The sequence below is a fragment of the Longimicrobium sp. genome, assembly GCF_048594345.1.
Lineage (GTDB): Bacteria > Gemmatimonadota > Gemmatimonadetes > Longimicrobiales > Longimicrobiaceae > Longimicrobium.
Map to the genome: position 1 here is coordinate 39673 of NZ_JBMDXM010000151.1, position 25521 is coordinate 65193.

Consider the following 25521-nt stretch of genomic DNA (forward strand, 5'->3'; position numbering starts at 1 on the left):
TGCGTTACTCTCCATGCGCTCAACTCCATAAACATGCGGCTTTTCACCGGCGCCGGTCCCGACGTCTCGGGCTTCGTTCGCCGTTCCTCTCCCCTGTTGATCTGAGGACGCCCATGCCCATCCGTCGCATCACCCCCTCGGTGCTGGCCCTGGCCGTGCTGGCCGCCTGCTCCGACGGCACGCCTTCCGGGCCGGACCTGGATCCGTCGCTGGCCAGCGCGGGCCAGCAGATCCCCAGCCGGCAGGAGCAGCACCCCGGCACGTTCATCGAAAAGAGCGACGCGGAGCTGTGGACGCACGTGCAGGCGTCGGGAGGGCGCGTGGCGGTGGGGCTGCGGGTGCCGGGGGTGGCGCGTGGCGTGTGGCGCGGCAAGATCCTGGTCGACCGCAACCAGAAGTCGCAGGGGCGCGCGGCCGTGCTGGCGCAGCGCGGCGTGCAGCTGCTGGCCGAAGACGACCTGCTTCCGGTGATCGAGGTGCGGCTGGCGGACCAGGCGGCGCTTGGCGCCATCCGCAAGCTTCCGTTCGTGGACTACGTGGAGCCGGTCATCATCCCGCAGGAACTGCCGCAGTTCGCGGGCATCGGCGGGTGCGGCTGGGGAAGCACGTGGACGGGCGACCGCCAGTACACCTCCACCGGCGACGTGTACTCGCAAAAGTTCACGGCGATGGGCATTCCGGCCGCGTGGAGCCTCAGCAGCGGCGCGGGGATCAAGGTCGGCCTGATCGACAGCGGCATCTCGTCGGGGCAGGGGCAGTTCGTCAGCACGTTCACCAGCGGATCCAGCTCCGGCCGCACGCTCAGCCTGCAGCGGATTTCGTCGCAGGCCTCCGTCTATGACGACTGCGGCCACGGCACGCGCATGGCCGGCATCATCGCCGCGCCGTGGGACGGGCAGAGCGTGGGCGGCATTGCGTACAAGAGCAGCCTGGTGAGCGTGCGTCACGCCAGCGGCGTGGCGGCGGTCAACAGCAGCGACGCCAAGGCCAGCGTGCGCCTGGCCAACCAGCAGGGCGCGCAGGTGATCGTGATGGCGTGGGAGTCGCTCAACTGGCTGTGGCAGGTGTCGGACGAGATCGAGTACTGGCACTACGGGCGGCAGGTGATATTCATGGGTGCGGCGGGCACCAGCGGCTGCTGGGACGGCATCCTGGACAGCAACGTGATCTTCCCGGCCGACATGCCCGAGGTGGTGGCGGTGACGGGCGTTACCTATCCCAGCGGCGGCGTGCCCTGCGGCATTCACCACGGCAGCGACGTGGAGCTCACCTCGTACCTGGACGTGCCCAGCACGGGTCGCTACACGGGCGACGTGGTGGGGATGGGCGGCAGCAGCAACGCCACGGCGGTGGCGGGCGGCATCGCGGCGCTGGTGTGGAGCCGCAACCCCACCATGACCCGCGACCAGGTGCGCGCGCGGCTTCAGCAGACGGCGCAATACTATCCGAACCGCAACTCGGAAGAAGGCTACGGGCTGATGAACGCGGTCAAGGCCGTGCGCGGCTACTAGCCGGCGGGACGCAATGCGTGTGGAAAGTACGAAAGTACGAAAGTGCGAGAGTACGAAGTAACGGGTTGAGCGCTTCGTAGACCGCATTTCGGCTCTGGCTCGGGGACAACAGAAGGGGCACGCGATCGGGCGTGCCCCTTCTGTTGTCATGCCGCCGGCATCGTCCCGGGCGGTTGATGGTCGCGCGTCTATCCAGCACACGCTGTCCGTCAGCAGGAGAGAACGATCAGGATCGATGCTGATCCAATTACGAGCCGTCCCGCCTGCAGGAGCGAATCAATTCGCCGCTACAACGTCGCAAAGTCCGCCTCCGCGGACTCGGCGGCCCGGCTGCATCGGGCGACCCAGGCACCCGCGCGTCCGCTACCGGTCATCCATCGACCCGATCACCCCCCTGCACTTTCGCACTTTCGCACTTTCGCACTTCCCTACCGCTCCACCTCCACACCCTTCCAGAACGCCACGTGGTCGCGGATGTTCGCGGCGGCGGCCATGGGGTCGGGATAGTACCAGGCGGCGTCGGCGTTGGCCTTGCCGTCCACCACCAGGTCGTAGTAGCTGGCGGTGCCCTTCCAGCCGCAGACGGTGTGCGTCTCGCTCGCCTGCAGGTACTCGCGCTTCACGCTGCGCGGGGGAAAGTACACGTTCCCCTCCACCACCTCCACCTGATCGCTCTCGGCGATCACGGCGCCGTTCCATATCGCACGTGCCATTCGGCGTCTCTGCTCCGTTCGATGGTTGATGATGATGATCAGCGCCGCAGGATCTGCCCCGCCCGCTCCGCCGCCGAATCCAGCGCCGCGTACGGCGCCAGCTGCCCCGACGCCACGTCGTAGATGAAGGCGCGCTGGCCCATGCGGTCCTCGTCCACCGCGGCACCCCGTGGCGGCTCCAGCGCGTACACCAGCATTCGCCCCGCGTCCAGCGCATGGAAGGAACGAAGGCGAAGCGGCGGGCGCAGCACGGGTCGCAGGCTTCGCCCCTCCACGTCCGTCACGTACAGCGTGGTGGCGTCGCGCCGGTCGAGCCTGGCGTCACCATTGGTGTCATCGAACGCGATCTGGTAGGCGATCCATCGCTGAACATCCTGTGCGGTGCGCGGATAATGGATGCTCGCGACATGGGCCGGGCGGTCCAGCAGCAGCCGCGCCCCCTGCGCATCCAGAAAGATGACGTTCGCCACCACCTCGCTGGTGTACCGCGCGCCAGAGGCGTACCCGCCCCCGTCCGGCTGGTATGCGCGCCCGTACTCCACGGGAATGAGCCGCGTGGAGGTGCCCCGGATGGCCTGGGGCGCGGGATAGCGCACGGCCCGCGGTTCCTCCCGTGGTGCGCGGTCCTCGCTGGCGATCTGCACTGCCGCGTCGCCCGCGCCGGCGTTGCCGATCACCTGCGACAGGATCATCACGCCGCCCGCGGCAAGAAAAAGCAGGAGCAGCGCGCCGATCAACAGCCAGAGCAGCTTGAGGGTGCGGTCCAGGGACGGCTTCTTCATCGCGGAACGTGCGGAGGGAGGGCGGAACCCATGGGAAAGGTGAGCGGGGCGCGGCTCCCCGGCAAGGAGGGCCGCGCCCGGCGTCCATCATCCATCCGGTCCGTTTACGGCGCCGCCGCGGACGTGACGAACCGCGACAGGTACGGCTCGGCGGAAACCCGGTCCAGAGAAGCCGCGGCCGTACCTGGATATACGTCCGCGCGGGGTCCTACTTCGCGAACTCGTACAGGCCGCGGTAGACGGCGGTGTTACGGGTGAGGATTTTGACGTAGTCGCGCGTTTCGGCGAAGGGGATGCGCTCGGTGAACAGCTCCTCATCGCGGTACTCGGGAAGGCGGCTCCAGGTGCGGATGCGGCCTGGGCCCGCGTTGTACGCGCCATAGACACTGGGAAGCGAGCCGTCGTAGGCGCGCATCTGGTCCGCCAGAAAGCGCGTGCCCAGCGCCACGTTGATCTCCGGGTTGAAGAGCAGGTCCGCGTCCCACTGGCGGATGCCGGCGCCCGTGGCCAGGCCGCGCCCCGTCTCCGGCATCACCTGCATCAGCCCCCGCGCGCCGGGGCCCGAGACGGCGGTGGCGTTGAACCACGACTCCTGGCGGATCATCGCCGCCACCTGCGCAGGCTCCAGCCCCCGCAGCCGCGCCTCGCCTTCGATGATGCCGCGGTAGGGCAGCGGGTACAGGATGCGCAGGAAGCGCAGGCTCACCGGCTCCTTGCGCTCCTGCAGCGCCAGCGCGATGCGGATGCCCTGCGAGGTGTAGCCGCGCTCGTTGATGGACTCCGCCAGCGGATACAGCAGCGCGCGGTCCTCGCCCGCCTCCTTTACCCGCCGCTCCACCTCCGCCTTCGCTTCCGCGTCCAGGCCGGCGGCGCGGAGAAGGTCGACGGCGTACATCCACCCCGCCACGGTGCGCCGCGCGTCCGCCTGGTCCGGCACGGAATCCGTCAGGGGAACCGGCCAGAACGGCTGCTTCAGCCGCTCGGCGGAGCGCAGGGCGTAGTACGAAAGCGGCTCGCGCGTGCGCACCTCGCGGTACAGCGCGGCGGCACCTTCCTCGTCGCCGCGAGCGGCGCGGGCGCGGGCGGCCCAGTACGTGGCCTGCGCCCAGTACGCGGGGACGGTGCGGCCGCGGTCGTAGGCGGTCTGCGCGGCGGTGTAGTCGCGCGCGTTCATCGCCATCCCGCCCAGCCGCATGAGCGCCAACCCCGCGCGCTCGGTCCCCGGCGCGCGGTCCGCCGTCCGCTGGTAGCCCGCGCGCGCACCCGCCGCATCCCCCGCGTCGTGCGCCATGTCGCCGATCAGGAACAGCGCCTCGGCGGCGGAGGGCGTGCCGGGAAAGCGCTCCGCGGTGCGCAGAAAGGTCGCCCGCGCCTCGGTCCGCGCGTCGCGGCGATACTGCGCGCGGCCGGTGAGGAACAGGGCCTCGGCGCCCACGGCCGGCGCCGCCCCGTACAGCGGCGACGCGGCGGCGGCCACGTCCGTGTAGCGCCCGGCGGCGAACAGCGCGCGAACCAGCCGCAGCCGCACGTCCTGGTTTCCCGGGTTCGCCGCCAGAAAGGCGCGATAGCCGTCCACCGCGCGCTGCTTGTTGCCGGCGCGATCGTACACGGTGGCGATGGCCAGGCGATCGTTGGCGTTCAATCCGCCCAGGCCGTTCAGCAGCCGCGCCGCATCCACCGACGGCGACGCGGCCAGGGCGGCGCGCAGCGCCTGGCGGGCGCCGGCGGTGTCGCGCAGCTGCAGCATGGCCTGAGCGGCGGCCACGTCCAGCGCGGCCCGCTCCGCCGGCACCTCCGTTTCCCGCGCGAACGCCAGCGCCAGCGCACGGGCGCCGGCCACGTCGCGCGCGGCCAGGTGCGCCTTGAGCCGCGCGGCGCGGGCGCGGGCGGGCACCGGCAGCTCGTCCTCCTCCGCCGCCAGAAATGCGCGGACGCGGGCCGTGTCGCCACGCTCGGCCAGCGCCTCGGCCGCCAGCGTGGCGATCCACCCTCCCACGGCCGGAATCCGTTCACGCGCGTGGTCCAGTGCCCGCACGCCCTCGTCCTCGCGTCCCGCGCGCAGCAGCGCCAGCGCGTGGCGAAGCTGGCCTACCGCCCGCTCGCCGCGGTGCTGCGCGCTCCCCGTATCCGCACGCAGCGACACGTACTTGCCGTACGCCTGCGCCGCGCGCTCCCACTGGTTCGAGTGCTCCCACGCGCGGCCCAGCAGGTACCAGCCATCGCCGCCGCCGGTGCGGTCCAGCCACGGCTTGTCGCCCAGCAGGTCAAAGACGTTCTCCCACCCGCCCCACGCCGCCTCGGCCTTGGCGGCCACCAGCAGCAGCTCGGGATCGCTCTGTGGCGTGGTGAGCTCGCGCAGCCGGCGCGCGGCGCGCCAGTTACGCTCCTGCGCCAGCAGGCGCGCGACGTCTTCGGGAAGCTGGGGGCCGCGCACCAGCGCGGTGGCGGCGGCCGCGGGCGCGCGGGGGCGCTCGGCGGGCGTGTCGGGCTCGCCCAGGCGGGTGGCGGCCCACACCAGCACGGGCACCAGCACCACCCCGGCGGCGACGAGAATCTGGTTGCGTTGCGTCATCATCGCCGCGTGCTGGCTGCGAATCGTGTGCCTCCGAACTCAGGGAATAGGGAACAGGGAATAGGGAATAGCGGGAAACGGCACCGGGGTTGCCGTCTTCGGGCACGGGGATTCAGGGGGATGACGACGGATAAGGAGCAGGGGATGATTCAGGCCGCGGGAAAGCCGGAGATCGTGGAGCGGGCGGTGCACGGCGTGGCACTGGCGGTGGAGATCGGCGGGGTGCTGATGCTGGTGCTCACCGCCATCGTCGCCACCGGGCTGCTGTTTCTGGACTGGCGCCGAGAAGGGACGTTCGCCCCCGCGTACAAGGCCTACCGGCGCAATCTTGGCCGTGGAATCCTGCTGGGGCTGGAGTTCCTGGTGATCGCCGACATCATCGGCACCGTCGCCATCGAGCCCACGTTCCGCAACCTGGGCGTGCTGGGCCTTATCGTCCTCATCCGCACCTTCCTGAGCTTTTCGCTGGAAGTGGAGATCGAAGGAAAGCTGCCGTGGAAAAGCGCGGAGAGGGAGGGAGGCCCGCGCGACGCCAGCGCGACGGTGTAGGTCGCCCCGGCCAGTCCCCAGCAAACTGCGCCGGGCGAGGGGGAGAAGTGCATCAGACGCGTTTACGAACCGCTAGGTACGCCGCGCGCATCCCAACGTGAGCGAATGATGCTCATTGAGAATCTGAACTGGTCACGTGCCGGCCGCCTGCAGGAGCGAATAAATTCGCCGCTACAACTGCACAAAGTCCACCTTCGTGGACTCGGCGGCCCGGCTGTGGAGCGCGCTCCTGGCGCCTGCGCGTCCGCAGCCGGGCGATCCGTCGCCGGATTACTGCGCGGCGACGCTGACGTTGCGGACGTCGCGGTAGATCTTCCACTGGCCGCCGGGCTGGCGCTGCCACGCGACCAGGTACTTTCCGTGGTTCGTCACCGTCTGCCCGCCGGCATCGTGCGTCATCACGGTGGTCCCCGTCTCCAACGCGTAATCGCCAAAGAACTGCATCACCTGCACGTTCGCCACGATGCTCCGGTACTTTACCGCGGGAAGAAGCCGGCCAGCGCCTGCTGGATGGCCGCCTTGCCCCGGACCTGCGGTACGCCGTTCAGCATCAGCACCGCGTCGTCCGCAACGAGTTCCGCGGCCGCCGCGTCTCCCGCGACGACAGGTCGCGACAAGGCGGGCGTTGGTGCGGTCGATGCCTGGCGGATGCCGATCGGCGCCGCGACCCCCCGTCTTGTGCCGCCCGTAGGACGGCGGGAGCCCGGCGGATTGTTCGACGGCTAGAACAGGCTCAATCCCAGCATCATCCCCGCCCCGCCGGCGAGTGTCACGCGCAGGTTGTCGTCCAGCGGCAGCGGCGCGAACTCCACCGTCGCCGCGATCAGGGCTCCCATCACCCCCGCCGCCAGCGGCACCGTCCCCGGCGCGAGCACCCACGCCCCCACGCCGATCGCCAGATCCACCGCCAGCCCCGCGGCAAAGCCTTCCCAGCTTTTGCCCCACGCCGTGCGGTGCCGCCCCCACCGCTTGCCGACAAGGGCCGCCGCCGCGTCGCCCAGACCGTTGAACAGCATGGCCGCCACGGCGACGGGCTTGGGAAAGAGCACGGCCGCCGCGGCGTAGGCAATCGCCATCCACGTGGCGCCCGCCAGCCCGCGCCGCTCGTGCGGGCGCAGCATGGTGCGGGTGTGGCGCAGAAAGTGGTAGCGGAACGGGCGGATGCGGTGGCGGGCGAAATCGATCGTCAGCGCCAGCAGCGCCACCGGCACCAGCAGCGCGATGGCGACGCGGTGCGGCAGCAGCCACACCAGCAGCGGCACCGCCGTGGACGAAACGTGGATCGCCTTGCGGGCCAGCTCGCGCTTCATCCGCGGCGGCGGATCGGGAGGTCGGAATGCATGTGCGCCAAGCTAGGCGCTCACGGGGCGCGAAGGAAGCCGGTGAGCAGTTCCGCCACCTTTTCCGGGAACTCCGCGGCCACCCAGTGGCTGGCCTCCGGCAGGCATTCGATGCGGATGTTGGGCACCCATTCCTCCAGCCCGCACGTAAGCTGCACCCGCAGCGCCTGGTCGCGCTCGCCCCAGACAAGCAGCGTGGGATGCGGGATGATGCGCGTCTCCGGACGCGGCGAGCGGCCGGCGGCGCGGTAGTAGTTGATCATCGCGGTCAGCGCCCCCGGCCGCGCGGCCGCTTCCTTGTAGCGGCGGATGTCGTCGTCCGTGAACGCGCCGGGGCGCACGGACTCCGCGCGAAACACGGCCTCCAGCAGCGCGAAGTTCCTGGCGCGGATCGCCAGCTCCGGCAGGACGGGCAGCTGAAAGGCCATGGCGTACCACGAGCGGCGCATCTGGTCCGGCGTGCGGATCTCTCGCCCGAACGCCCTGGGATGCGGCGCGTTCAGGATCGCCAGCCGGTCCACGCGCTCCGGCGCCGTCATCGCCAGCCACCACGCGACAATGCCGCCCCAGTCGTGCCCCACCACGTGCGCCCGGTCCGCGCCGGTGTGGCGGATGAGCGCCGCCACGTCCGCCACCAGCGCCTGGATGCGGTACGCCGCCACGCCGCGCGGCTTTTCCGACAGGTTGTAGCCGCGCAGGTCCGGCGCGATCACGCGAAAGCCGGCGTCCGCCAGCGGCTGGATCTGCCGTCGCCATCCCCACCAGAACTCGGGGAACCCGTGCAGCAGCACCACCGGCGGCCCATCGCCCGCCTCCACCCAGTGCAGCCGCACGCCGTTGATCCGCTCCTCGTGGTGCGCCCACCCCGCCTGCTCCGCCGCCGTTTTCATCCGCCCTCCACGTCGTGTGTCCGCTCTCACACCGACAACCAGAAGCAACGACGGGGCCCACGCGTGTAGCTCCGGCGGGTGATTGAATCGCGTGATCGGGACCCTTGACGCGAGGGTTGAGGGGTTGTATACTTCGTTCAGTTACACCCCTCGCCTGTAGTACTGGGTGAGCATTACAGCCCCGGGGAGCTTCGGCTCCCCGTTTTTTTGTCTCACCCTTCACCTCGCTCCTTATGCCTACTCGCGTAAGGATCTTCATCGACTTCTGGAACTTTCAGCTGTCGTGGAACGAGTTCCACGCGCGGCGCGGCAGCAGGCAGCTGGTGCGCATCCCGTGGTGGCCGCAGCTGCCCACCGTGCTGGTGCGGCGCATCGCGGACGACGCGGTGTACGCCGGCACACACGTCTACGCATCACACAACGGCGGGCCGACCGATCAGAAGCTGCGGCGGTTCTTCAACGTGATGGACGGGTTCACCGGCTACGACGTGATCCTGAAGGAGCGGGCCCCTCGCAGCCCTTCGCGCTGCCCCAATCCGGGCTGCCACCGGCCCATCTCCACCTGCCCACACTGCCAGCTGCCCATTGAGCGAACGGTGGAAAAGGGGATCGACACGGCGCTGGCGACGGACCTGATCCGCTTTGGGCTGGACGGGCACTACGACCGCGCCATCCTGATCGCGGCGGATGCGGACCACGTCCCCGCGGTGGAGTTCCTGGGCAACCGGGCAAAGCAGATCACGCACGCATGGTTCCGCGGGCAGGCCATGGAGCTGCGGAACGCCTGCTGGGAACACGTGCACCTGGACGACATGATGCCGGAGCTGCTGGGTTGGCCCGTGGAGCGCGAGAACCGCGCGGCTTGATCTTGGTGCAGCACCATGAACGACGAACCCGCCCCGGCAGGCTGCCGGGGCGGGTTCGTTCGTTGGGTCGGCGGAGCGTCAGGAGTCGCCGCCAAAAACGGGAAGGTCGGGGATCACGCGCAGGGGCGTGTCGTCGTCCGGCTGGCCGTTGCTCGAAGCCGGGGGAAGCCGTTCGGCCTGCGCCTGGGTCTGCTGGTTCTGCTGCATCATCGAGGTGGCGGCCATCACGCCGGCGGGACCCATGGACTCCACCATGGTGCTGGGGACCACCATCATCCCGCCCTTCTGCTTGAGGCCTTCGTACAGGATGTTCATCTGCCGCAGCTGCAGGGCCACCGGGTTGGCCTGGTAGGGCTGCGCCGCCTGTTCGAACAGCTTCGCGATCTCCACCTCGGCCTCGCCCAGGATGATGCGCGCCTGCTTTTCGCGCGCGGCCTGCGCCTCGCGCGACATGGCGTCCTGCAGCGACGCGGGGATCACCACGTCGCGCATCTCCACGGAATGCACGCTCACGCCCCACGGGGTGGTGCGCTCGTCGATCAGCGCCTGCAGCTCCTTTTCGATGTGCAACCGCCCGCGCAGCAGCTCGGTAAGCGAGGTGCGGCCGATGATGTCGCGCAGCGCGGTCTGCGCGGCCCAGCTGACGGCCTGCCGGTAGTCCTGCACCTCCAGCGCGGCCTTTTCGGGGTCGTACACGGTCCAGAACAGCACCGCGTCCACGTTTACCGGCACCGCGTCGCTGGTAAGCGTCTGCTCGGCGGCAAAGGGCGTGGTGACGGTGCGCTGGTCGATCCACGCGGCCACGGTGTGCACGCCGGGGATCACCCAGAACACGCCGGGGCCCTGCATCCCCACGTAGCGGCCGAACTTGAGGACGACCGCGCGTTCCCACTGGTTGGCGATCTTGGGGGAGAACATGGCCACCGCGCCGATGGCCGCGCCCACCAGCGCCGCCGCGACACTCCCCGTGGCCGCGGCGGTGGCGATCCCCGCGGCGGTGGGGCCCACGGCGGCCAGCGTAGCCAGCACGTTGCCGCGCGGCGCCTTGTTCTCGGGCGAGACAATCCCGGTGCTGGACGTCTTGAAGGGAACCAGGTCGGTTGCCATGGAAAATGCGCTCCTTGCGGGTTACGGCGTGCGCCGGCTGTCCAGGTGAATGATCACGTCGTCCATCGAGAACCCCAGCTCCGCCGCCTGGCGCAGGAAGGTGTCTTCCAGGGCGCACAGCTCGTCGTACAGCTCTTCGCGGCGAATGGACTCGGGCGACGCTCTCACTACGGTGCCAACCCCGCCCACGGTTTCGAGTACCTGCTGCCGCTCCAGCTCGGCGTAGGCGCGGGCGACGGCGTTGGCGCCCACGCGCAGGTCCACCGCCAGCTGCCGCACGGTGGGCATGGGCTGGCCAGGGATCAGCAGCCCCGCCCCCAGCGCCGAGCGCACGGTGCGAACGATCTGCGCCTCGGCGGGCGTGGGGTCGGACGGATCGATGTGGAACATGCGGTTGCGATGCGGGGACGTCTGCGTGATGAAGGGATGCCGGTTCCGCGCGCCTGAGTCAAGGCGTGGGGGGAAGGACCGCGTCACATCAGCCTCGGCAAAGACGAATCAATTCGCCGCAACAACCACACGAAGTCCGCCCCGCAGACTGGTGGGGCCCGGAGAGTGGGAGATGATGAGGTGGACGTGGCGGATCGATGCGAGGTCGCCTCCGGTTGCGGACACGCAGGTGCCTGGGATGCCGCACGCAGTCAGGCCGCCGAATCCGCGACAAGAGCGAATGAATTCGCCGCTGGAAAATCGCGAAGTCCGCCCTCGCGGACTGTACCCGCGAGTGCCGCGCGCTTCGACACGCCACAGTGCAGGCCGCTGTCCCGGTTGCGGACGCGCAGGTGCCTGGAACGCCGCAAACCGCCGGGCCGCCGAGTCCACGCAGGTGGACTTTGTGTGGTTGTTGCAGCGAATTGATTCGCCCTTGCGGGCCTGCGGCACCCTCACGGTCCGGAGCCGCTACTGCACCACCAACTCCCCCTCCGCCGGACGCCGGCCGGTGGCGGCCCAGGCGCGCAGGGCGTCAAAGGCGGTGCCCACCTGCGCGGGGGTAAAGGCGCAGTGTCCGTCGCCGACCACGTACGCGGCGGCAAAGCGATTCTCCGTACGCGCAAGCTGGACGATGGTGCGGTAGCGGTCCATCTGCTCGGGCGCCACCGCGGCGTCGTAGGTGGTGTGGACGGCAAGCACGGGATCCGCGATGCGCCCCGTCGGCGTGTAGCGCGAGCGCAGGTACTCCACCGCGGCGGGACGGGCGGCGTAGCGGCGGACACCGCGGGCGCTGGCGGTGTCGTTGCCCAGGCCGCGGTACACGGTGCCGCGGTTGTCGAACGGATTGCCGCCGGCGCGCTCCTCCACCTCACGGAAGATGGCGGCGTAGAACCACACCAGGCCCGGGATGCTGCGGGGATGCAGGGCGAAGCGCCGCGCCAGCGCCTCCGCGCGCTCCGGGTCCGCACGCACGGCGGCTGCGATGGGGTCGCGCTCCGGCGCCGGCGCGGCGGGAAGATCCACCAGCCCGCGCGGGGACTGCGTCAGCACGCCGGGATACAGGTAGTCGAACGAGACCAGCAGGTCGAACATCGTCCGCATCCATTCCAGCGTGGGACTCAACACGCCGCACAGCGGGAGCGCGCCCTGGTACTCCGCCGGGCGCCCCTCGATGGTGGCCAGGGCGATCAGGCCGCCCATGGAGTGGCCTGTGACAAAGGTGCTGTCGGGCCGGCCGTAGCGGCGGATGAAGTGGCGGCGCAGCGCCTCGGTGTCGTCGATCCCCTCGCGCACCGCCCAGCCCTGCGCGCGGTACCACGACTGCGCGAACGCAAACCCGCGCGAGGTGAACGCCTCGCGGAACTGCGCGTGGCGCGGCGCCAGCGGCTCGAAAGGCGTGCCCGCGATCTCGTAGCCGTGCGCGTACATCACCAGCCCGCCGTTCCATCCCGCCGGTATCTCGATGCGGTACGGCGCGCCGCCAATGGTGCCGGTGTCGGCGACCGCCTGAGTGAAAGCGGAAGGTGTGGCGGCGGGCGGGGCGGATGCGCACGCCGCGCAGAGCACGGTCAGCGCGGCAAGCAGGCGGTGCGGACGCATGGGTGCGGAATGCGGGGCGGCGGATACGCGGGAGGGTGAGGATAGCGCGCCGCCGGGGCGCGCGGCAATCCGCCTACTCCCCCTCGTGGTCCTCGCCCAGCGCCAGGGTGCGCAAGGCGGCTTTGCGGCGGGTTTCCATGGGCGCGTTGTCCAGCGCCTCGATCCCTTCCATGGTGAACCCGTCCGCGGGGTCAAAGCCCAGCGTGGCCATCAGCTCGCGGATGTAGTCCTCCTCCAGCCCGCGGTCGCGGATGCGCTCTCCGATCTCGTCGTCCGTCATCATCTCCGTTCTCCGTCTCGATGGATCCTCCCGCCCCGTACACTGCGGATTTCAGGCCGTGCCGGGGACAGGTGAACGGGTGAACGGGTGAACGGGTGAACGGGTGAACGGGTGAACGGGTGAACGGGTGAACGGGTGAACGGGTGAACGGGTGAACGGGTGAACGGGTGAGCGGGTGAGCGGGTGAGCGGGTGAGCGGGTGAGCGGGTGAGCGGGTGAGCGGGTGACGGGACAAGGTAACCAGGTGATGATGATGCCGGGCAGGGGATCAATCCGTCAGATGAGCTCTCCACGTGCACCCAGCTGTCATTACCCCGCGGCCCGCCAATCCGCGAAGGCGGATTTCGTGTGGTTGTTGCCGCGAATTTATTCGCCCTTCCCGGCCCGTTCACCCGTTCACGAAGAAGCGCCGCGCACCCGACCGGGCGCGCGGCGCTTTCCCAAACACCGAAACCCAGCCTCAGGAGCTCGCCGCCGGGCGCTCCTGCATCATGCGGCGGATGGGGACGATGAGGGCGGCCAGCACGGCGGCGGCGATCATCAGCGACAGCGTGGTGGTGGTGAACAGCCGCGGCATCTGGTCCAGCTTCTCCGGGTCCACGTGGCCGCCCACCAGGCCGCCGATCAGCGTGCCCACCGACGACGCCAGGAACCAGATCCCCATCATCTGCCCCACGAACTTGCGGGGGGACAGCTTGGTCATGGAGCTAAGACCCACCGGGCTAAGGCACAGCTCTCCGACGGTCTGGAAGAAGTAGCTGCCCACCAGCCACCAGGGCGAAACCAGCACGTTGCCGCCCCCGGCCACCACCTTGTTGGCGGCGAAGATCATGAGGAGAAAGCCCAGGCCGGCGAAGAACAGGCCGGCGGAGAACTTGGCCGGGCTGCTCAGGTCGCCGCGGTTGCGGGCCAGCGTGACCCACAGCGCCGCGAACACGGGCGCCAGCAGGATGACGAAGGCGGAGTTGATGGACTGGAACCAGGTGGCGGGCATCTCGAAGCCGCCGATGGTGCGGTCGGTAAAGTCGGCCGCGAACAGGTTCAGCGAGGTGGGCGCCTGCTCGAACGCCGACCAGAAGATGGCCGCGAACACGAACAGCACCACGATCACCGCCACCCGCTTCTTTTCGCCCCCGTCCAGCTCGCCGAACATGAAGATGTAGGCGAAGTAGACCACCGCCGTCCCCACCAGCACGAACGTCATGTATCCGCCGATGACCTGCGCGTCCAGCGAGATCATCCCCAGCGCCGCCAGGATGAAGACCAGCGCGATGACGGCGGCGATCCCCATCAGCACCATCTTGATCTGCCCCTCCTGCCGCGCCTGCACGGCGGGGTCGGGGTGCAGCGTGGGCTTGGAGCCCAGGTCGCCCAGGGTGCCCGGGGCGCGCAGGGTGTAGATGACCAGGCCGGCCAGCATGCCCACGCCCGCCGCGGTGAACCCCCAGTGCCAGCCGATGCGCTCACCCAGAAAGCCGGTGATCAGCTGGCCCGCGAAGGCGCCCAGATTGATGCCCATGTAGAAGATGGAGAAGCCCGCGTCGCGCCGGGCGCCGCCCTCGGGGTACAGGTCGCCCACGATGGCGCTGATGTTGGGCTTGAGGAGCCCGGTACCGCAGACGATGAGCAGCAGGCCCAGGAAAAAGCACACCTTGCCCGCCGTCCCCTGCCCCGCGAGGCCGGAAAGGCCGATGGAAAAGTGGCCGGCGGTGATGAGCACGGCGCCCCACCAGATGGCGCGCCGCAGCCCCAGCAGCCGGTCGGCCACCCACCCGCCGGGAAGCGAGGCCAGGTACACCAGCGACCCGTAGATGCCCACGATGGCCGACGCCTGCCCGCGGTCGAAGCCAAAGCCGCCCTGGGCCAGCGACGCCGCCATGAACAGCACCAGCAGGGGGCGCAGCCCGTAGTACGAGAAGCGCTCCCACATCTCGGTAAAGAACAGCGTGGACAGGCCGCGCGGGTGGCCAAAAAAGCCGGTGTCCTGCGAAGCCGCGTGCGGGATTCCGCCGCCGCCTGCGTACGCCTGGGAGGGGTGCTTGCTCATGCGGGTCGAAAAGGGTCGGGGTTGGCCGGCGCGCGCATGGATGCACGCGTCCGCGGCAGGAAGCCGCGGTGGTGGCTGCGAGTGTGTTACGGGTTTTCTTGCGTGCGGACGGCGCAATGTACAGGTTGCCGCGGCCCCGCGCCACCGCCGCGTGGGGCGGCGCATTGGGCGCTCTGCGTACCGCCGGCGGACGACCGGAGTTCCGGATGACGGATGACACGGCGCCGTTCGCGCCCGAGCTTGAAACCGCGCTGCAGGCCGCCTCGGCCGCGGCCGCCCTGATCCTGGGCCGCGGCGGCGCCGAAGAGGTGCGCGAAAAGGGGCGCGCGGACCTCGTTACCGCAGTGGACGAGGCGGCCGAGCGCACCATCGCCCACGTGATCCGCGCCCGCTTTCCCGGCGACCGCATCATCGGTGAGGAGCTTTCGTCCGAGCGGGTGCACGCGGGGCGGCGCTGGTACGTGGACCCCATCGACGGGACCACCAACTTCATCCACGGGCACCCGTTCGTCTGCGTGAGCATCGGCTTCGCGGACGACGAGGGGCTGGCGGCGGGGGTGATCCACGCGCCGCTGCTGGGCGAGGTGTACCGCGCCACCCGCGGCGGCGGCGCCTGGATGAACGGCGCGCGGATCCGCGTCACCGAGACGGACGATCCCACCCGCGCGCTGCTGGCGACGGGCTTTCCCTTCAAGCGCGGCAAGGGCGAGCTGGACGCCTACATGCTCCTGGTCGCCGACGCCATCCGCGGCTCGCGCGACGTGCGGCGTGCCGGCAGCGCGGCGCTGGACCTGGCGTTCGTGGCGGCGGGGCGGGTGGACGGGTTCTTCGAGATCGGCCTGGCGCCGTGGGACGTGGCGGCGGGGATGCTCCTCGTCCACGAAGCGGGCGGACTCGTGACCGGCTGGCCGGGCGACGCGGATCCGCCGCTGCACACCGGCCGCGTGCTGGCCACCAACGGCGGCATCCACGGCTGGCTGGACGCGCTCGCGGCAAAGCACCTGCCGCGCCTCGGCACCGGTGGCGAGGCGCCAGGGGAATAGGCCTCACACGGAGTCAACGGAGTCAACGGAGTTTTCTCGTGCCGTTTCCTCCGGGTTCGCGGTGTGAGACAAAAGAATGGGCCTCACACAGAGTCAACAGGGTCAACAGAGTTTGTTCGTAGCGTTTTCCCGGACCTCGCGGCAGGAAGCCGGATTCCTGGTGTCGGGTGCAGATGGGGGATGTCGACGAGGCGTGATCTTTGGTAAGAGCTTCGGGAACGGGTAGTGGACGGAATGCGGCAGGGGGCCATCCGCGTTTTTTGGGGGGAAGGCATGCGGATCGGCGGATGATCTCCGGAGCGCATGGACGGGTGTCGATCGCACCACCTGATGCGCGATCTGGAGAACCGTCCGCGAACTCCATGGCCAAGGGGAGGCGGAACGGAATGAGGACGCGGAGATGGATCGAATCCACCTCCGCGTCCTCTGATGCTTATAGCGGCGCGCCGCGGAAGGTCAGCGCCGGCCGCGCATGATGGCGCCGCCTTCGCCCACCGCCCACACGTGGCGCGGACCCAGGCCCACGATGTCGTGGAGGTTGCTGGCGGTCTCGATGTTGGCTTCGGTCCACGTGCTGCCGTTGTAGTGCAGGGTCTGGCTGCCCACCACGTAGACGTCGTCGGGCCCGCTTCCCCACACCCCCAGCCCCTGGTAGTTGTTGCGCGGATAGAAGCTGCTCCACGCGGTGCCGTTCCAGTGCGCCACGCGGCCGCCCGCCAGGAACACGTTGTCGGGCCCGCTGCCCCACACGTCGCGGAAGTTGTCGCTCCACTCGTGCACGTACTGCCGGCTCCACCAGATGCCATTCCAGCGCAGCACCATGGTGCCCACCACCCACACGTCGTCCGGCGAGCTGGCCCACACACCGTACAGCTGGCCGCCGCCCATCTCCGCGGGGATCACCATCTCCGTCCAGGCGGCTCCGTCCCACACAAAGGCGCGCGGCACCTGCTGCCCCTGGTTGTTTCCGTAGCCCACCGCGTAGACGTGCGTGGAATCCAGCCCCCACACGCCGGTCAGGTACTGCACGTCCGGAATCCAGGTGCGGGTCCACTGGCTGCCGTCCCAGCGCACCACCAGCCCTTGCGCGTACGGGAGCATGCTTTCTCCCGAGATTCCGGAGCCCACCGCGAAGATCTGCGACGCGCCGGGGGTGATCCACACCTTTTCCAGACAGCTGAACTGGGGTGTGGTGTAGAGCGTCTGCCAGGACTGGCCCGGGCCGGTCTGCCGCCGCACCCCGTCGCACTGCACGGTGATGACGTCGCGCTCCGAGACCGGTGCCACGCCGCTGATCAGCGAGTGCTGGCCGGTGGTCTCCGCGACCCAGTGGCCGCCGGAGCGCTTGTGGATCATCCCCCGGTAGCCGACCACGTACACCTTGTCGGGGTTGGGCGCGTAGACTGCGGCGGCCGTCGCGGGGCCGCCCGTCTGCACCTCCGTCCACGAGGTGCCGTCGTAGTGCAGCACGGTGGCCTCGGGTCCGCCCAGGTGGTATCCGCCGCCCACGGCCCACACGTCGTCGGGCCCCGTGCCCCAGACGTCGCGCAGCCCGTACGTGGTCACGCCGCCGTCCACGCGGCTCCACGCGGTGCCGTCGTAGTGGTGGATGCGCCCGCCGCCGCCCACGGCGTACACGTCGTTGTGCGACGTGCCCCAGATGGCGCTGATCTGCCCGTCCACGGCCGTGCTGTCCCACGCGGCGCCGTCCCAGTGCCACACCCATCCGTCCGTGCGCTGCTGCGCCACGTTCCACCATCCGCCCGCCACGAACACGTCGTCCTCGCCAAAGCCCCACACGCCGCTGAAGCTGCGCCCCTTCACGGCCCCGAACACCGTCTCCCACCCCGTGCCGTTCCACCGCAGGGTGTTTCCGAAGGCGCCGCCGGTAACGTAGACGTTGTCGCGGGCCTGTGCCCAGACGCCGTTCCAGTTCTCGTTGATGACGGGGACCTTGCTCCACCGCCGACCGTCGAAGTGGTTGATCTCGCCGTAGTTGCCGCCCACCGCCCACACGTCGTCCGTGGCGGTGCCGTGGATGCCCGTCACGCCGGCCCATTCGCCGGGGATCACCACCCAGCGCGTGCCGTTGTTGTACATCATCACCCCGCCGCCGGCCGCCCAGATGTCATTGGGCCCGGTGCCCCAGATGGTGTAGATGTCGCGCGACACCACGTCGCCCTGCTCGCGCGTCCCGCGCAGCACGCCCTGCTCGTTGGGCACGCGCGCGGAAACGTAGACCTGGAAGTTGAACGACTCCACCTCGGGTCCTACGTTCCACTTCCACGGCTTGGGCGCGGTGCGCTCGTACGCGGCCAGGATCTCGGGGTACAGAAAGTACGGCTGTCCGGCCTCGGTAAAGATGCCGGTGCCGTCGGGGTTGTTCACCTCCACGGTGCCGTTGCCCACGCTGGCGGCCGGCGGGGTGTAGAAGAAGATGCGGATGCCGCTGGGCGTCGTGCCGTCCTCCGTACCCACGGGCTGGCCCAGCAGGTTCTGCATCGTCACGTCGATGGAGAACACCTGGTTGGCCGTGTCGTAGCGCGCGTTGGCGGAGCGAAGCTGCACGTAGGTGCCCTGTCCGCCCACCATCAGGTCGCCCATGGCGCCACCGGTGGAAGCCGCCGCGCCGCAGCGCATTTCGCCGCGCGCGATGGTGACGGTGCACTGCAGCGCCGCCAGCGGCGGCTCGGGCGCGGGGATGGTGGATGGGTCAAAGGCGCCCGGCTGGTCGGCGCAGGCTGCTGCGGACGCGAGCGCGAACAGCGCCCCGAGGCGGCGAATGTGCTTCATCTGCGTGGGGACGATGCGAAAAGCGGCGGCGTGGTGGCGGAGGGAGACGGTGAATTTATCCGCATGGTGCTGATTCACCAAGGGGTGGCGGTTGCGGGGGTTGAAGACGTTCGGCGGACCGGCAAAAGAACAGGCCTCACACAGGTTCAACAGAGTCAACAGATTTTTTCTCGTGCTGTTTCCTGATACCGAATCCGGCAAAACACCTCACCTCAAGTCGGACTACTGAAAACAGAGGTCAGGATACAGAGGAACAGAGAACAGCCAGAGGAACAGAGGATTGAATGCGGATCACCTCTGTTCCTCTGGCTGTTCCCGGTTCCTCTGTACCTTCCGATGTGTTTTTCCGGATTCGGTGTAAGATTTCCGTGCAAGCGGCGTCAATCCGCGGATCGTTCAACGATGGAGTCGGGACGGCGGCACGTTCCCGGATCCGACGCTCCGTCCATTCCGGCACCGCTTCTGCATCGAAGCGGGGAAGAACCCGAGCCCGGAGAGATCGCATGTCGTCTTTCGCAACGTTCCTGATCGGTTTTATCGTGCTGGTCATCGGTCTGGCGATCGCGGCCAGCCTGCTGGGTGTGCCTACGACGTGGATTGCGGTGGGGGTGATCGTGATGATCGGCATCGGAATCATCAGCGCCACCAACCGCACCAAACCGCGCGATCCGCCGCCGCCGCGCTACTGACGCAAGCGCACGGCGGACGAATGCAGCGCCCGCCCCACACCGGGGCGGGCTTTTGACTTGGGAGGGAACGATGCCGGACGGAGTGCCCGTGGAGTACCCGATCGAGGTGCAGTGGGAGGGCGAGATGCGCTGGCGCGGCGGGCCGGCGGGCGGGCCCACGCTGCTGGTGGATGGCAAGCGGGAGAGCTCGCCCAGCCCGGTGGACGCGCTGGTGGTGAGCCTTGCATCGTGCAGCGCCATCGACGTGGTGGACTACCTGGAAAAGCGCCGCACGCCGCCCACGGCCGCCAGCGTGTCCGTACGCTTTTCGCGAGCGGCGGAGCCTCCGCGGCGGCTCACGGACCTGCATCTGACCTATCGCGTATCCACCGACTCGCCGCGCGAGCACGTGGAGCGCGCGGTGCAGCTTTCGTTCGACAAGTACTGCTCCGTCGCGGCGTCGCTGGCGCCGGACATCCGCACCAGCTGGGAGATCGAGATCTCGCCTCCGTCCGGCGGAGAGTGATTTGGGCGGAGGAGAAAAAGAACGCCTCACACGGAGTTAACGGAGTCAACGGAGTTCGATCTCGCCGACCCCCAATCTTTATCGCGAGTCCGTAGAAGAACGGATCTCACGCGTCTCCGCGTGAAACCTGCGATTTCTCGGATTCCGGATCAGCCGGCGGGGAAGTGGATGTGCCCGGGCGGGACGGCGGCGGTGAGCCAGACGCCGTTGTCGCTGCGGAAGAAGGGGTGACCGGCGCGGTGCAGCTCGCCCGACTGCACGCGCAGCACCACCGGCCGCCCGTGCCGCCTGCCCACGTTCACCGCCGTGGCCTCGTCGGCGGAAAGGTGCACGTGGGTGCGGCGGCCGGGGACCAGACCCTGCGCGCGGATGGATTCCAGGTTGCGGTCGGCGGTGCCGTGAAACAGGACCTCGGGCGGCTCCAGCGGCGTCAGCCCCAGCTCCACGGATACGGAGTGGCCCTGGCTGGCGCGGATGCGTACGCCGTCGTCGCTCAGCGCGAATCGCTTCTTGTCGTTCTCGGCGATTACGCGCTCCAGCGTAGGTCGGTCCAGCGGCACCCCGGCCCGCGCGGCGGCGGCGAGCAGATCATCCACATCCACCCACCCCGCCTCGTCCAGCCGCAGCCCCACGGACCCGGGGTCGTGCCGCAACACCTTGCTGAGAAACTTGCTCATCCGCACCAGCGACGCATCCATCACGCATCATCCTTGTTGATGTGCCGCACCCAGTAGAAGCCCGGCGAGCCCTTGGCGCGGCCCAGCTGCCAGGGACGTCCATGCAGAAACTCGCGCAGGATAACGGGCGGCTCCACGTTCCACTCGGTGCCCTCGAAGCGGAACGGAAAATTCTCGCGGTTGGGATTGGGCGTGTGCACCCACACCGCGTCATGTGACGAGTCCAGTGCGTCGATGCTCATGAACACCTGCATGGGCTCGCCGATCCGCGCGGCCTGGGCCAGGTAGCGCTCGAAGATGGTAAAGCCCGCCGCCAGGTGCCGGCGCCGATGGCCGCCGCCGCGATTGCCGTCGCCGCGCCAGTCCGGGTGCGTGTGCCACATGTCAAACCACCCCTGGCCATCGCTGGGGATGCGGTCGGATTCCGCCTCGCGCCGCAGCTTGCGGTAGTAGCGCCGCGCGTGGCGGAAGCGCTTGCGCGGATAGCCGATCCCTCGATCCTCCCGGTAGATTCTCCGCTTCTCCGGCGGAATCCACAGGTCTCCCGCTTTCCACATCTTCCGCCTCCGCCTTTATCCCTCGTTTCGTGGCTCACGAGGCGAGGGGCTGGTGCGCGAAGAAGCGGACCAGGTCACCCACGGTGAACACGGTGCGCACCGGGTTGCGCTCCGCGCCCTCCAGCGTGCGTCCCGTACTCTCCGCGATGTCGCGCGCCACGTCGTCCAGTTCGTCGTCGTCCAGGCCGAGCTCCTCGTACAGGCGGTCCGTGGGGCGCAGCGGCACCAGCATCCCGTCGACGCGGGCGTAGGGCTGCAGCTGGTCGTGGACGGCGCGGATGATCCACGGATCGACCGACCGCGGGTCCAGGGCGCGCGCGAAGGTGCAGATGCTTTCGCCCTGGCGCTCCGCGGCCAGCCGCCGCATGCGCCGTTGCCGCAACGCCGCCTGGATGGCGAACACGGGCACGAGCAACGCCAGCGCGTACCGCAGCGAGACGGATCGATACAGCACCACCCCCGTGAGGGCCAGAAGCAAGGCGCAGCCGATCCAGAACGCTTGCGGCGAGATCGTGTGGACCGTCGCCTCCGGCATCCAGCGCGACAGGCGTCGTGGGCGCGTCTGCTCCATGGCGGTCAACCCGGTTTGCGCACCACCCAGGTGGTCATTGCGCGCAGGTTCTGCACGTTGGTGGTCTTGATGGGGTCCAGCAGCACGCCGCCCAGCGCCTCGGTGCGCGCCAGCAGCCCGGCCTCGTCCACCAGGAACCGCTCCGAGCCGTCCGGCAGGCGGTAGCGCCCCTCACCCGTCGGCCGCACCCGCGCCTCGATGCCGATGCTGCTGGCCAGCCGCGCAAACAGCAGCCCGCCGGGCCGCAGCACCCGCCACATCTCGTCCACCATCCGCCCGAAGTGCGCCGGGTCCGCGGCAAAGTGCAGCACGGCGCTGCTGATCACGACGTCGAACGAGGCGTCGGCGAAGGGCAGCGCATCTACCTCCGCCACGCGAAAGTTCTCGGGCGGCAGCGCGGGCGCAAGCTGGGCCGCCATCCGCCGCACCCGCTCCACCGCGCCGGCTTCGCGATCCACCGCGTGCACGTCGAAGCCGGCGCGCAGCAGCCAGACCAGGTTGCGCCCGCCGCCGCACCCCGCGTCCAGCACCGTCCGCACGCCGTCAAAGCGCCCGCGCAGCAGCTGGTCGAACAGGTAAATGTCGATGTCGCCGAACGCCTCGCGCAGCGCGGCGGAGGGCGGGACCGGCTGGATGGGCGGGTTCACGTGGACGGAGCGGATCGGGATGATGGCGAACGGTGGTGATCGAATGCATCAGTCGCCACTTCCGGATGCGCCGCCCATCGATCGAATGCAAGCATCGAATCCACGTCCACGTACGGCTGGAACTCGCATCCGGGCCGCGTCGGAAGGTACACTCTCACCACAGCCGTATCCGCCACCTCGGCATACACGCCGACGCCGCGAAACTCACCGACCTTGACGACGTCACCGTCACCGACTACGTGCGGCAGACCGTTCCGGCGATAGGGGCGACCGCCAACGGTAATCGGCTCGTTGTTTACGTACCACTCGGCGGCGGACGCGTACACGCTCGTGACCGGCGCGAGCGTGGAAACAGGGAGCGAATCAGTCGAGAGGGTGTCCCCTGTCCCCGGCTTCCAAGGAACGAAGATCACCCGCACGTGGCCGTCCGCCACATAGCACAGCCGCAGGAGCCTGGATTCAGCCGGTGGATGGGCCGAGGGATGCCGCTCCGCGGTGGAATACGAGACGGCTGACAGGCCCGCACACGCGGCGCAGAGAGCGAGGGCGGCGAGAGAGATGGGACGCACGATGCACTCCGGGAGCGCGTCAGCCCAGCACGGCGGCGCCGGCGGTGGCACCGGCGCCAAAGGAGACGAGGAGGATAGGGCGGCCGTCCTTCCCATGGCCGGCGCGCAGGGCCTCGTCCAGGGCGATGGGAACGGTGGCCGCGCCGGTGTTGCCAAAGCGGTCGATGTTGACGTACACGCGCCCCGGGTCCAGCGACAGCTCCCGGATCAGGCCCTCGATGATGCGCAGGTTGGCCTGGTGGGGAACGATCAGGCCCACGTCGTCCAGCGTGAGCCCGGCGGCGTCCAGCGCGGCGGCGGCCTGCTGCGCCATCGTCCGCACAGCGGCCTTGAAGAGCTTGGTCCCCTCCATCCGCAGCAGGTGCGAGCGCTCCTCCAGCACTCGCGCGTCGAAGGGGCGCACGGAGCCGCCGCCGGGGCGCTTGAGCGCGTCCGCCAGCCGCCCGTCCGCCCACCACGAGAGCGACCGCACCGCGCGCGGCCCCGCCCCCCGCGCCAGCACCACCGCCCCCGCGCCGTCCCCGAACAGCGGGCCGGTGGACGGATCCGCGCGGTCCGTGACCGTCGACAGCTTCTCCACGCCCACGACCAGCGCCGCGTCGCCGCGCCCGGCGCGCAGCAGCGAATCCGCCAGCACCAGCGCGTAGATCCACCCCGCGAACCCCGCCTCTACGTCAAAGCAGGCGGCGCCCCACGCGCCCAGGTTGGCCTGCAGCTCGCACGCGGTGGGCGGCGTAAGGTGGTCCGGCGTGGTGGTGGCGACGATGATGACGCCGATGGACGCCGCATCCATTCCGGCATCCGCCAGGGCGGCGCGTGCGGCGTGCCAGGAAAGGACGGCGGCGCCCTCGTCGTCCGCGGCCAGGCGCCGCTGGAGGATGCCGGTGCGGCGGACGATCCACTCCTCCGTTACGCCGGCCAGCGCCGCCAGCTCCGCGTTCCCCAGCACCCGCGCGGGAAGGTACGCCCCCGTGCCGGCCAGGCGGACGACGGAATCCGCCGCCACCCGCCTCAGCCGGCGCGGTCGATCAGCGCGTCCAGCCGCTGCCGGGGGATGGCGCCCAGCTCCCGCCCCACCTCCGCCCCGCCTTTGAATGCGATCAGAGTCGGAATGGAGGCGATGCGGAAGCGGCGCGCCAGCCCCGGGTTGGCGTCGGTGTCAACCTTGGCCACCAGCGCGCGGCCGGTGCGGTCGCGCGCCACCTGGTCCAGCGTGGGCGCCATCATCTTGCACGGCGGGCACCAGTCGGCGTAGAAGTCCACCAGCACGGGGACGGGCGAATCCGCCACCACGCGGTCGAACTCCGCGTCCGTAAGCCGAATGGGCCGGTCCAGGGGCATGGACTTGCCGCAGACGCCGCATTTGGGCCCATCGGCCGCGCGGGCCAGGTCCACGCGGTTAAGCCGGCCGCAGTGCGGGCACGCCACCGTCGCTTTGGTCGCCGAAGCCGTGTGCATCAGTTCCCTCCTTCTTCTCCCGTCCCGCGCTCCACCGGATACGCCTCGCCCCGCCGGCTCCAGTCGATGAAGGAGCCGTCGTACATAACCACGGGGCGCCGCAGGTAGCGCGCGACGTAGTAGGCGTGGCTGGCCTGCACGCCGGTCAGGCAGTACGTCACCACGGTGTCGCCAAAGGCGGCGTCGGCCAGGGTGTACGCCGCGTGCAGCACCTCGGGCGAGCGCAGGCGGGTGTCCTGCTCGCTCACCATCGAGGTGCGCCAGAAGATGTTGTGCGCGCCGGGGATGTGGCCGGGGCGGGTGACGCCCGGGCTGACGGTTTCGCCGGTGAACTCGGCGGGCGCGCGTGCATCCACCAGGATCATGGTGCTGTCGTTCCCCAGCCGCTCGCGCACCCAGTCGGCGTCCACCACGATCTGCGGACGGGCGCGCACGGTCAGCGAGCCGGTGGCCGACGACGGCGCTTCGGTGCTTACGGAGCGATTTTCCTTGCGCCACTGCTCCATTCCGCCGTCCAGCAGCGCCGCGTCCATCTTGCCCAGGTAGTCGAGCGTAAAGAAGGCGCGCGCGGCCAGCAGCCCGTTCATATCGCCGTACAGCACCACGCGGGAGTTGTCGCTCACGCCCACGCCCTCGAACGCGGTCTCCAGCTGCTCCGCGGGCGGCAGCTCGTTGGGATTGCCGTCGCGCTCGGTGACGATGGCGGACAGGGGGAGAAAGCGCGCGCCGGGAATGTGGCCGGCGTCGTAGCTGGCGCGGTCGCGCCCCACGTGGATGATGACGGTGCGCGGATCGTTCAGCCGCTCCGCCAGGCGTTCGGTGGTAACCAGCAGGGAGCTGTCCCACCGGGGCAGCGGGTTGGTCCTGGGCATGGAGACCAGGCAGCCGGCCGTGGTGGCCAGGATGGCCGCACCGGCCAGCAGGGAGAGCGGCTTTCGCATCGGCGGTCCTCGCGTGTGTTCAGCGGATCGGGTTGACTTGCTGCCCTGAGCGTTACGTGCTGCGCGACGCTGGCGCAAGGTAAGGGCCGGAAGATCGTTTGCATACGAGACACGCCAGCCGGGGCGGCACCCTTAGGGGCCTCACCCCGGCTCGTTCCTCGCCTGCCCCTCTCCCACAAACTGCGTGGGAGAGGGGCTTGACGTTACGACGGCGTGGGGGGTGCTCCGGATGGCGTCGGTGCGGGCCCCCTCCGGGCCGGCACCACTGGCCCACCTCGCGCGAAAGCCCGGGAGGTTGGGCGTGGGGCTGGCGGCGGTGTGCTCCGGACCGAACGTTCCGCGCTGCGGCAACGAACGATGCGAATGGATTCTGCCGAAGCGCG

27 protein-coding genes are annotated in these 25521 nt (G+C 69.7%); 6 read left to right on the forward strand and 21 right to left on the reverse strand.

Annotation, left to right across the window (positions count from 1 at the left end):
- The first annotated feature begins 113 nt into the window (after window positions 1–113).
- A complete protein-coding gene (locus ACOJUJ_RS16495) occupies window positions 114–1511 on the forward strand; it encodes a S8/S53 family peptidase (protein WP_420127994.1) in 1398 nt (465 codons plus the stop codon).
- A 428-nt stretch (window positions 1512–1939) separates the two neighbouring features.
- Here the strand turns inward: ACOJUJ_RS16495 and ACOJUJ_RS16500 are convergent, their stop codons facing one another.
- The 3 genes from ACOJUJ_RS16500 to ACOJUJ_RS16510 all read right to left on the reverse strand — a co-directional run bounded on the left by ACOJUJ_RS16500 (window position 1940) and on the right by ACOJUJ_RS16510 (window position 5581).
- A complete protein-coding gene (locus tag ACOJUJ_RS16500) occupies window positions 1940–2224 on the reverse strand; it encodes a DUF427 domain-containing protein (RefSeq protein WP_420127995.1) in 285 nt (94 codons plus the stop codon).
- Between the two features lie 38 nt (window positions 2225–2262).
- A complete protein-coding gene (locus ACOJUJ_RS16505; protein WP_420127996.1) occupies window positions 2263–3006 on the reverse strand; it encodes a hypothetical protein in 744 nt (247 codons plus the stop codon).
- A 208-nt stretch (window positions 3007–3214) separates the two neighbouring features.
- On the reverse strand, window positions 3215–5581 hold the full coding sequence (locus tag ACOJUJ_RS16510) for a transglycosylase SLT domain-containing protein (protein WP_420127997.1): 2367 nt from the start codon (window positions 5579–5581) through the stop codon (window positions 3215–3217).
- A gap of 117 nt (window positions 5582–5698) precedes the next feature.
- Between ACOJUJ_RS16510 and ACOJUJ_RS16515 the strand changes: the two genes are divergently transcribed.
- Entirely contained in the window at window positions 5699–6127 is a 429-nt protein-coding gene (locus ACOJUJ_RS16515; RefSeq protein ID WP_420127998.1) for a DUF1622 domain-containing protein, read from the forward strand.
- Window positions 6128–6397: 270 nt separating this feature from the next.
- Here the strand turns inward: ACOJUJ_RS16515 and ACOJUJ_RS16520 are convergent, their stop codons facing one another.
- The 4 genes from ACOJUJ_RS16520 to ACOJUJ_RS16535 form a co-directional block, all read right to left on the reverse strand.
- A complete protein-coding gene (locus ACOJUJ_RS16520; RefSeq protein WP_420128023.1) occupies window positions 6398–6592 on the reverse strand; it encodes a DUF4440 domain-containing protein in 195 nt (64 codons plus the stop codon).
- A gap of 11 nt (window positions 6593–6603) precedes the next feature.
- Window positions 6604–6744, reverse strand: a complete 141-nt coding sequence (locus ACOJUJ_RS16525) for a hypothetical protein (protein WP_420128024.1) — start codon at window positions 6742–6744, stop codon at window positions 6604–6606.
- A 105-nt stretch (window positions 6745–6849) separates the two neighbouring features.
- Window positions 6850–7437: a diacylglycerol/polyprenol kinase family protein gene (locus tag ACOJUJ_RS16530; protein WP_420127999.1), complete on the reverse strand. Its 588-nt coding sequence runs from the start codon at window positions 7435–7437 to the stop codon at window positions 6850–6852.
- 50 nt (window positions 7438–7487) lie between these two features.
- Window positions 7488–8357, reverse strand: a complete 870-nt coding sequence (locus ACOJUJ_RS16535; protein WP_420128000.1) for an alpha/beta fold hydrolase — start codon at window positions 8355–8357, stop codon at window positions 7488–7490.
- A gap of 233 nt (window positions 8358–8590) precedes the next feature.
- Here ACOJUJ_RS16535 and ACOJUJ_RS16540 point away from each other — a divergent pair, with 233 nt between their 5' ends.
- Entirely contained in the window at window positions 8591–9223 is a 633-nt protein-coding gene (locus tag ACOJUJ_RS16540; protein ID WP_420128001.1) for an NYN domain-containing protein, read from the forward strand.
- 78 nt (window positions 9224–9301) lie between these two features.
- Here ACOJUJ_RS16540 and ACOJUJ_RS16545 read toward each other — a convergent pair whose 3' ends face one another.
- The 5 genes from ACOJUJ_RS16545 to ACOJUJ_RS16565 all read right to left on the reverse strand — a co-directional run bounded on the left by ACOJUJ_RS16545 (window position 9302) and on the right by ACOJUJ_RS16565 (window position 14688).
- Window positions 9302–10330 carry a slipin family protein gene (locus tag ACOJUJ_RS16545; protein ID WP_420128002.1) on the reverse strand — a complete coding sequence of 343 codons (1029 nt, stop codon included), beginning with the start codon at window positions 10328–10330 and terminating at the stop codon, window positions 9302–9304.
- 21 nt (window positions 10331–10351) lie between these two features.
- Complete coding sequence (locus tag ACOJUJ_RS16550; RefSeq protein WP_420128003.1) at window positions 10352–10720, reverse strand: GntR family transcriptional regulator; 369 nt, start codon at window positions 10718–10720, stop codon at window positions 10352–10354.
- A 510-nt stretch (window positions 10721–11230) separates the two neighbouring features.
- Window positions 11231–12361, reverse strand: a complete 1131-nt coding sequence (locus ACOJUJ_RS16555; RefSeq protein WP_420128004.1) for an alpha/beta hydrolase — start codon at window positions 12359–12361, stop codon at window positions 11231–11233.
- 73 nt (window positions 12362–12434) lie between these two features.
- Complete coding sequence (locus ACOJUJ_RS16560) at window positions 12435–12644, reverse strand: hypothetical protein (RefSeq protein ID WP_420128005.1); 210 nt, start codon at window positions 12642–12644, stop codon at window positions 12435–12437.
- Window positions 12645–13101: 457 nt separating this feature from the next.
- Window positions 13102–14688, reverse strand: a complete 1587-nt coding sequence (locus ACOJUJ_RS16565; RefSeq protein WP_420128006.1) for a peptide MFS transporter — start codon at window positions 14686–14688, stop codon at window positions 13102–13104.
- A gap of 206 nt (window positions 14689–14894) precedes the next feature.
- Here ACOJUJ_RS16565 and ACOJUJ_RS16570 point away from each other — a divergent pair, with 206 nt between their 5' ends.
- Complete coding sequence (locus tag ACOJUJ_RS16570; RefSeq protein ID WP_420128007.1) at window positions 14895–15731, forward strand: inositol monophosphatase family protein; 837 nt, start codon at window positions 14895–14897, stop codon at window positions 15729–15731.
- A gap of 456 nt (window positions 15732–16187) precedes the next feature.
- Here the strand turns inward: ACOJUJ_RS16570 and ACOJUJ_RS16575 are convergent, their stop codons facing one another.
- Complete coding sequence (locus tag ACOJUJ_RS16575) at window positions 16188–18602, reverse strand: hypothetical protein (RefSeq protein WP_420128008.1); 2415 nt, start codon at window positions 18600–18602, stop codon at window positions 16188–16190.
- Between the two features lie 425 nt (window positions 18603–19027).
- On the opposite strand from ACOJUJ_RS16575, the gene ACOJUJ_RS16580 reads away from it, so the two are divergent.
- Complete coding sequence (locus ACOJUJ_RS16580; RefSeq protein ID WP_420128009.1) at window positions 19028–19213, forward strand: hypothetical protein; 186 nt, start codon at window positions 19028–19030, stop codon at window positions 19211–19213.
- A 70-nt stretch (window positions 19214–19283) separates the two neighbouring features.
- Complete coding sequence (locus tag ACOJUJ_RS16585; protein WP_420128010.1) at window positions 19284–19718, forward strand: OsmC family protein; 435 nt, start codon at window positions 19284–19286, stop codon at window positions 19716–19718.
- A 149-nt stretch (window positions 19719–19867) separates the two neighbouring features.
- Here ACOJUJ_RS16585 and ACOJUJ_RS16590 read toward each other — a convergent pair whose 3' ends face one another.
- The 8 genes from ACOJUJ_RS16590 to ACOJUJ_RS16625 all read right to left on the reverse strand — a co-directional run bounded on the left by ACOJUJ_RS16590 (window position 19868) and on the right by ACOJUJ_RS16625 (window position 25138).
- Window positions 19868–20416 carry an RNA 2'-phosphotransferase gene (locus ACOJUJ_RS16590; protein ID WP_420128011.1) on the reverse strand — a complete coding sequence of 183 codons (549 nt, stop codon included), beginning with the start codon at window positions 20414–20416 and terminating at the stop codon, window positions 19868–19870.
- A complete protein-coding gene (locus ACOJUJ_RS16595) occupies window positions 20416–20952 on the reverse strand; it encodes a hypothetical protein (RefSeq protein WP_420128012.1) in 537 nt (178 codons plus the stop codon). The genes ACOJUJ_RS16590 and ACOJUJ_RS16595 overlap by 1 nt, the downstream gene beginning before the upstream one ends.
- A 34-nt stretch (window positions 20953–20986) precedes the next feature.
- Window positions 20987–21523 carry a hypothetical protein gene (locus ACOJUJ_RS16600; protein ID WP_420128013.1) on the reverse strand — a complete coding sequence of 179 codons (537 nt, stop codon included), beginning with the start codon at window positions 21521–21523 and terminating at the stop codon, window positions 20987–20989.
- A 5-nt stretch (window positions 21524–21528) separates the two neighbouring features.
- Window positions 21529–22170, reverse strand: coding sequence for a class I SAM-dependent methyltransferase (locus tag ACOJUJ_RS16605; protein WP_420128014.1), 642 nt, complete (start codon window positions 22168–22170; stop codon window positions 21529–21531).
- Window positions 22167–22589: a hypothetical protein gene (locus ACOJUJ_RS16610; RefSeq protein WP_420128015.1), complete on the reverse strand. Its 423-nt coding sequence runs from the start codon at window positions 22587–22589 to the stop codon at window positions 22167–22169. Before ACOJUJ_RS16610 ends, ACOJUJ_RS16605 begins: the two co-directional genes overlap by 4 nt.
- Window positions 22590–22758: 169 nt before the next feature.
- On the reverse strand, window positions 22759–23745 hold the full coding sequence (locus ACOJUJ_RS16615; protein ID WP_420128016.1) for a 3-oxoacyl-ACP synthase III family protein: 987 nt from the start codon (window positions 23743–23745) through the stop codon (window positions 22759–22761).
- A 5-nt stretch (window positions 23746–23750) separates the two neighbouring features.
- A complete protein-coding gene (gene trxA / locus ACOJUJ_RS16620) occupies window positions 23751–24197 on the reverse strand; it encodes a thioredoxin (protein WP_420128017.1) in 447 nt (148 codons plus the stop codon).
- Window positions 24197–25138, reverse strand: coding sequence for a sulfurtransferase (locus tag ACOJUJ_RS16625; RefSeq protein WP_420128018.1), 942 nt, complete (start codon window positions 25136–25138; stop codon window positions 24197–24199). Before ACOJUJ_RS16625 ends, trxA begins: the two co-directional genes overlap by 1 nt.
- Between the last annotated feature and the right edge of the window lie 383 nt (window positions 25139–25521).

Coding starts and splice junctions, on each gene's coding strand:
- ACOJUJ_RS16495 (WP_420127994.1), top strand. CDS start 114: ATGCCCATCCGTCGCATCACCCCCTCGGTGCTGGCCCTGGCCGTGCTG.
- ACOJUJ_RS16500 (WP_420127995.1), bottom strand. CDS start 2,224: ATGGCACGTGCGATATGGAACGGCGCCGTGATCGCCGAGAGCGATCAG.
- ACOJUJ_RS16505 (WP_420127996.1), bottom strand. CDS start 3,006: ATGAAGAAGCCGTCCCTGGACCGCACCCTCAAGCTGCTCTGGCTGTTG.
- ACOJUJ_RS16510 (WP_420127997.1), bottom strand. CDS start 5,581: ATGATGACGCAACGCAACCAGATTCTCGTCGCCGCCGGGGTGGTGCTG.
- ACOJUJ_RS16515 (WP_420127998.1), top strand. CDS start 5,699: ATGACGACGGATAAGGAGCAGGGGATGATTCAGGCCGCGGGAAAGCCG.
- ACOJUJ_RS16530 (WP_420127999.1), bottom strand. CDS start 7,437: ATGAAGCGCGAGCTGGCCCGCAAGGCGATCCACGTTTCGTCCACGGCG.
- ACOJUJ_RS16535 (WP_420128000.1), bottom strand. CDS start 8,357: ATGAAAACGGCGGCGGAGCAGGCGGGGTGGGCGCACCACGAGGAGCGG.
- ACOJUJ_RS16540 (WP_420128001.1), top strand. CDS start 8,591: ATGCCTACTCGCGTAAGGATCTTCATCGACTTCTGGAACTTTCAGCTG.
- ACOJUJ_RS16545 (WP_420128002.1), bottom strand. CDS start 10,330: ATGGCAACCGACCTGGTTCCCTTCAAGACGTCCAGCACCGGGATTGTC.
- ACOJUJ_RS16550 (WP_420128003.1), bottom strand. CDS start 10,720: ATGTTCCACATCGATCCGTCCGACCCCACGCCCGCCGAGGCGCAGATC.
- ACOJUJ_RS16555 (WP_420128004.1), bottom strand. CDS start 12,361: ATGCGTCCGCACCGCCTGCTTGCCGCGCTGACCGTGCTCTGCGCGGCG.
- ACOJUJ_RS16560 (WP_420128005.1), bottom strand. CDS start 12,644: ATGATGACGGACGACGAGATCGGAGAGCGCATCCGCGACCGCGGGCTG.
- ACOJUJ_RS16565 (WP_420128006.1), bottom strand. CDS start 14,688: ATGAGCAAGCACCCCTCCCAGGCGTACGCAGGCGGCGGCGGAATCCCG.
- ACOJUJ_RS16570 (WP_420128007.1), top strand. CDS start 14,895: ATGACGGATGACACGGCGCCGTTCGCGCCCGAGCTTGAAACCGCGCTG.
- ACOJUJ_RS16580 (WP_420128009.1), top strand. CDS start 19,028: ATGTCGTCTTTCGCAACGTTCCTGATCGGTTTTATCGTGCTGGTCATC.
- ACOJUJ_RS16585 (WP_420128010.1), top strand. CDS start 19,284: ATGCCGGACGGAGTGCCCGTGGAGTACCCGATCGAGGTGCAGTGGGAG.
- ACOJUJ_RS16590 (WP_420128011.1), bottom strand. CDS start 20,416: ATGGATGCGTCGCTGGTGCGGATGAGCAAGTTTCTCAGCAAGGTGTTG.
- ACOJUJ_RS16595 (WP_420128012.1), bottom strand. CDS start 20,952: ATGTGGAAAGCGGGAGACCTGTGGATTCCGCCGGAGAAGCGGAGAATC.
- ACOJUJ_RS16600 (WP_420128013.1), bottom strand. CDS start 21,523: ATGGAGCAGACGCGCCCACGACGCCTGTCGCGCTGGATGCCGGAGGCG.
- trxA (WP_420128017.1), bottom strand. CDS start 24,197: ATGCACACGGCTTCGGCGACCAAAGCGACGGTGGCGTGCCCGCACTGC.
- ACOJUJ_RS16625 (WP_420128018.1), bottom strand. CDS start 25,138: ATGCGAAAGCCGCTCTCCCTGCTGGCCGGTGCGGCCATCCTGGCCACC.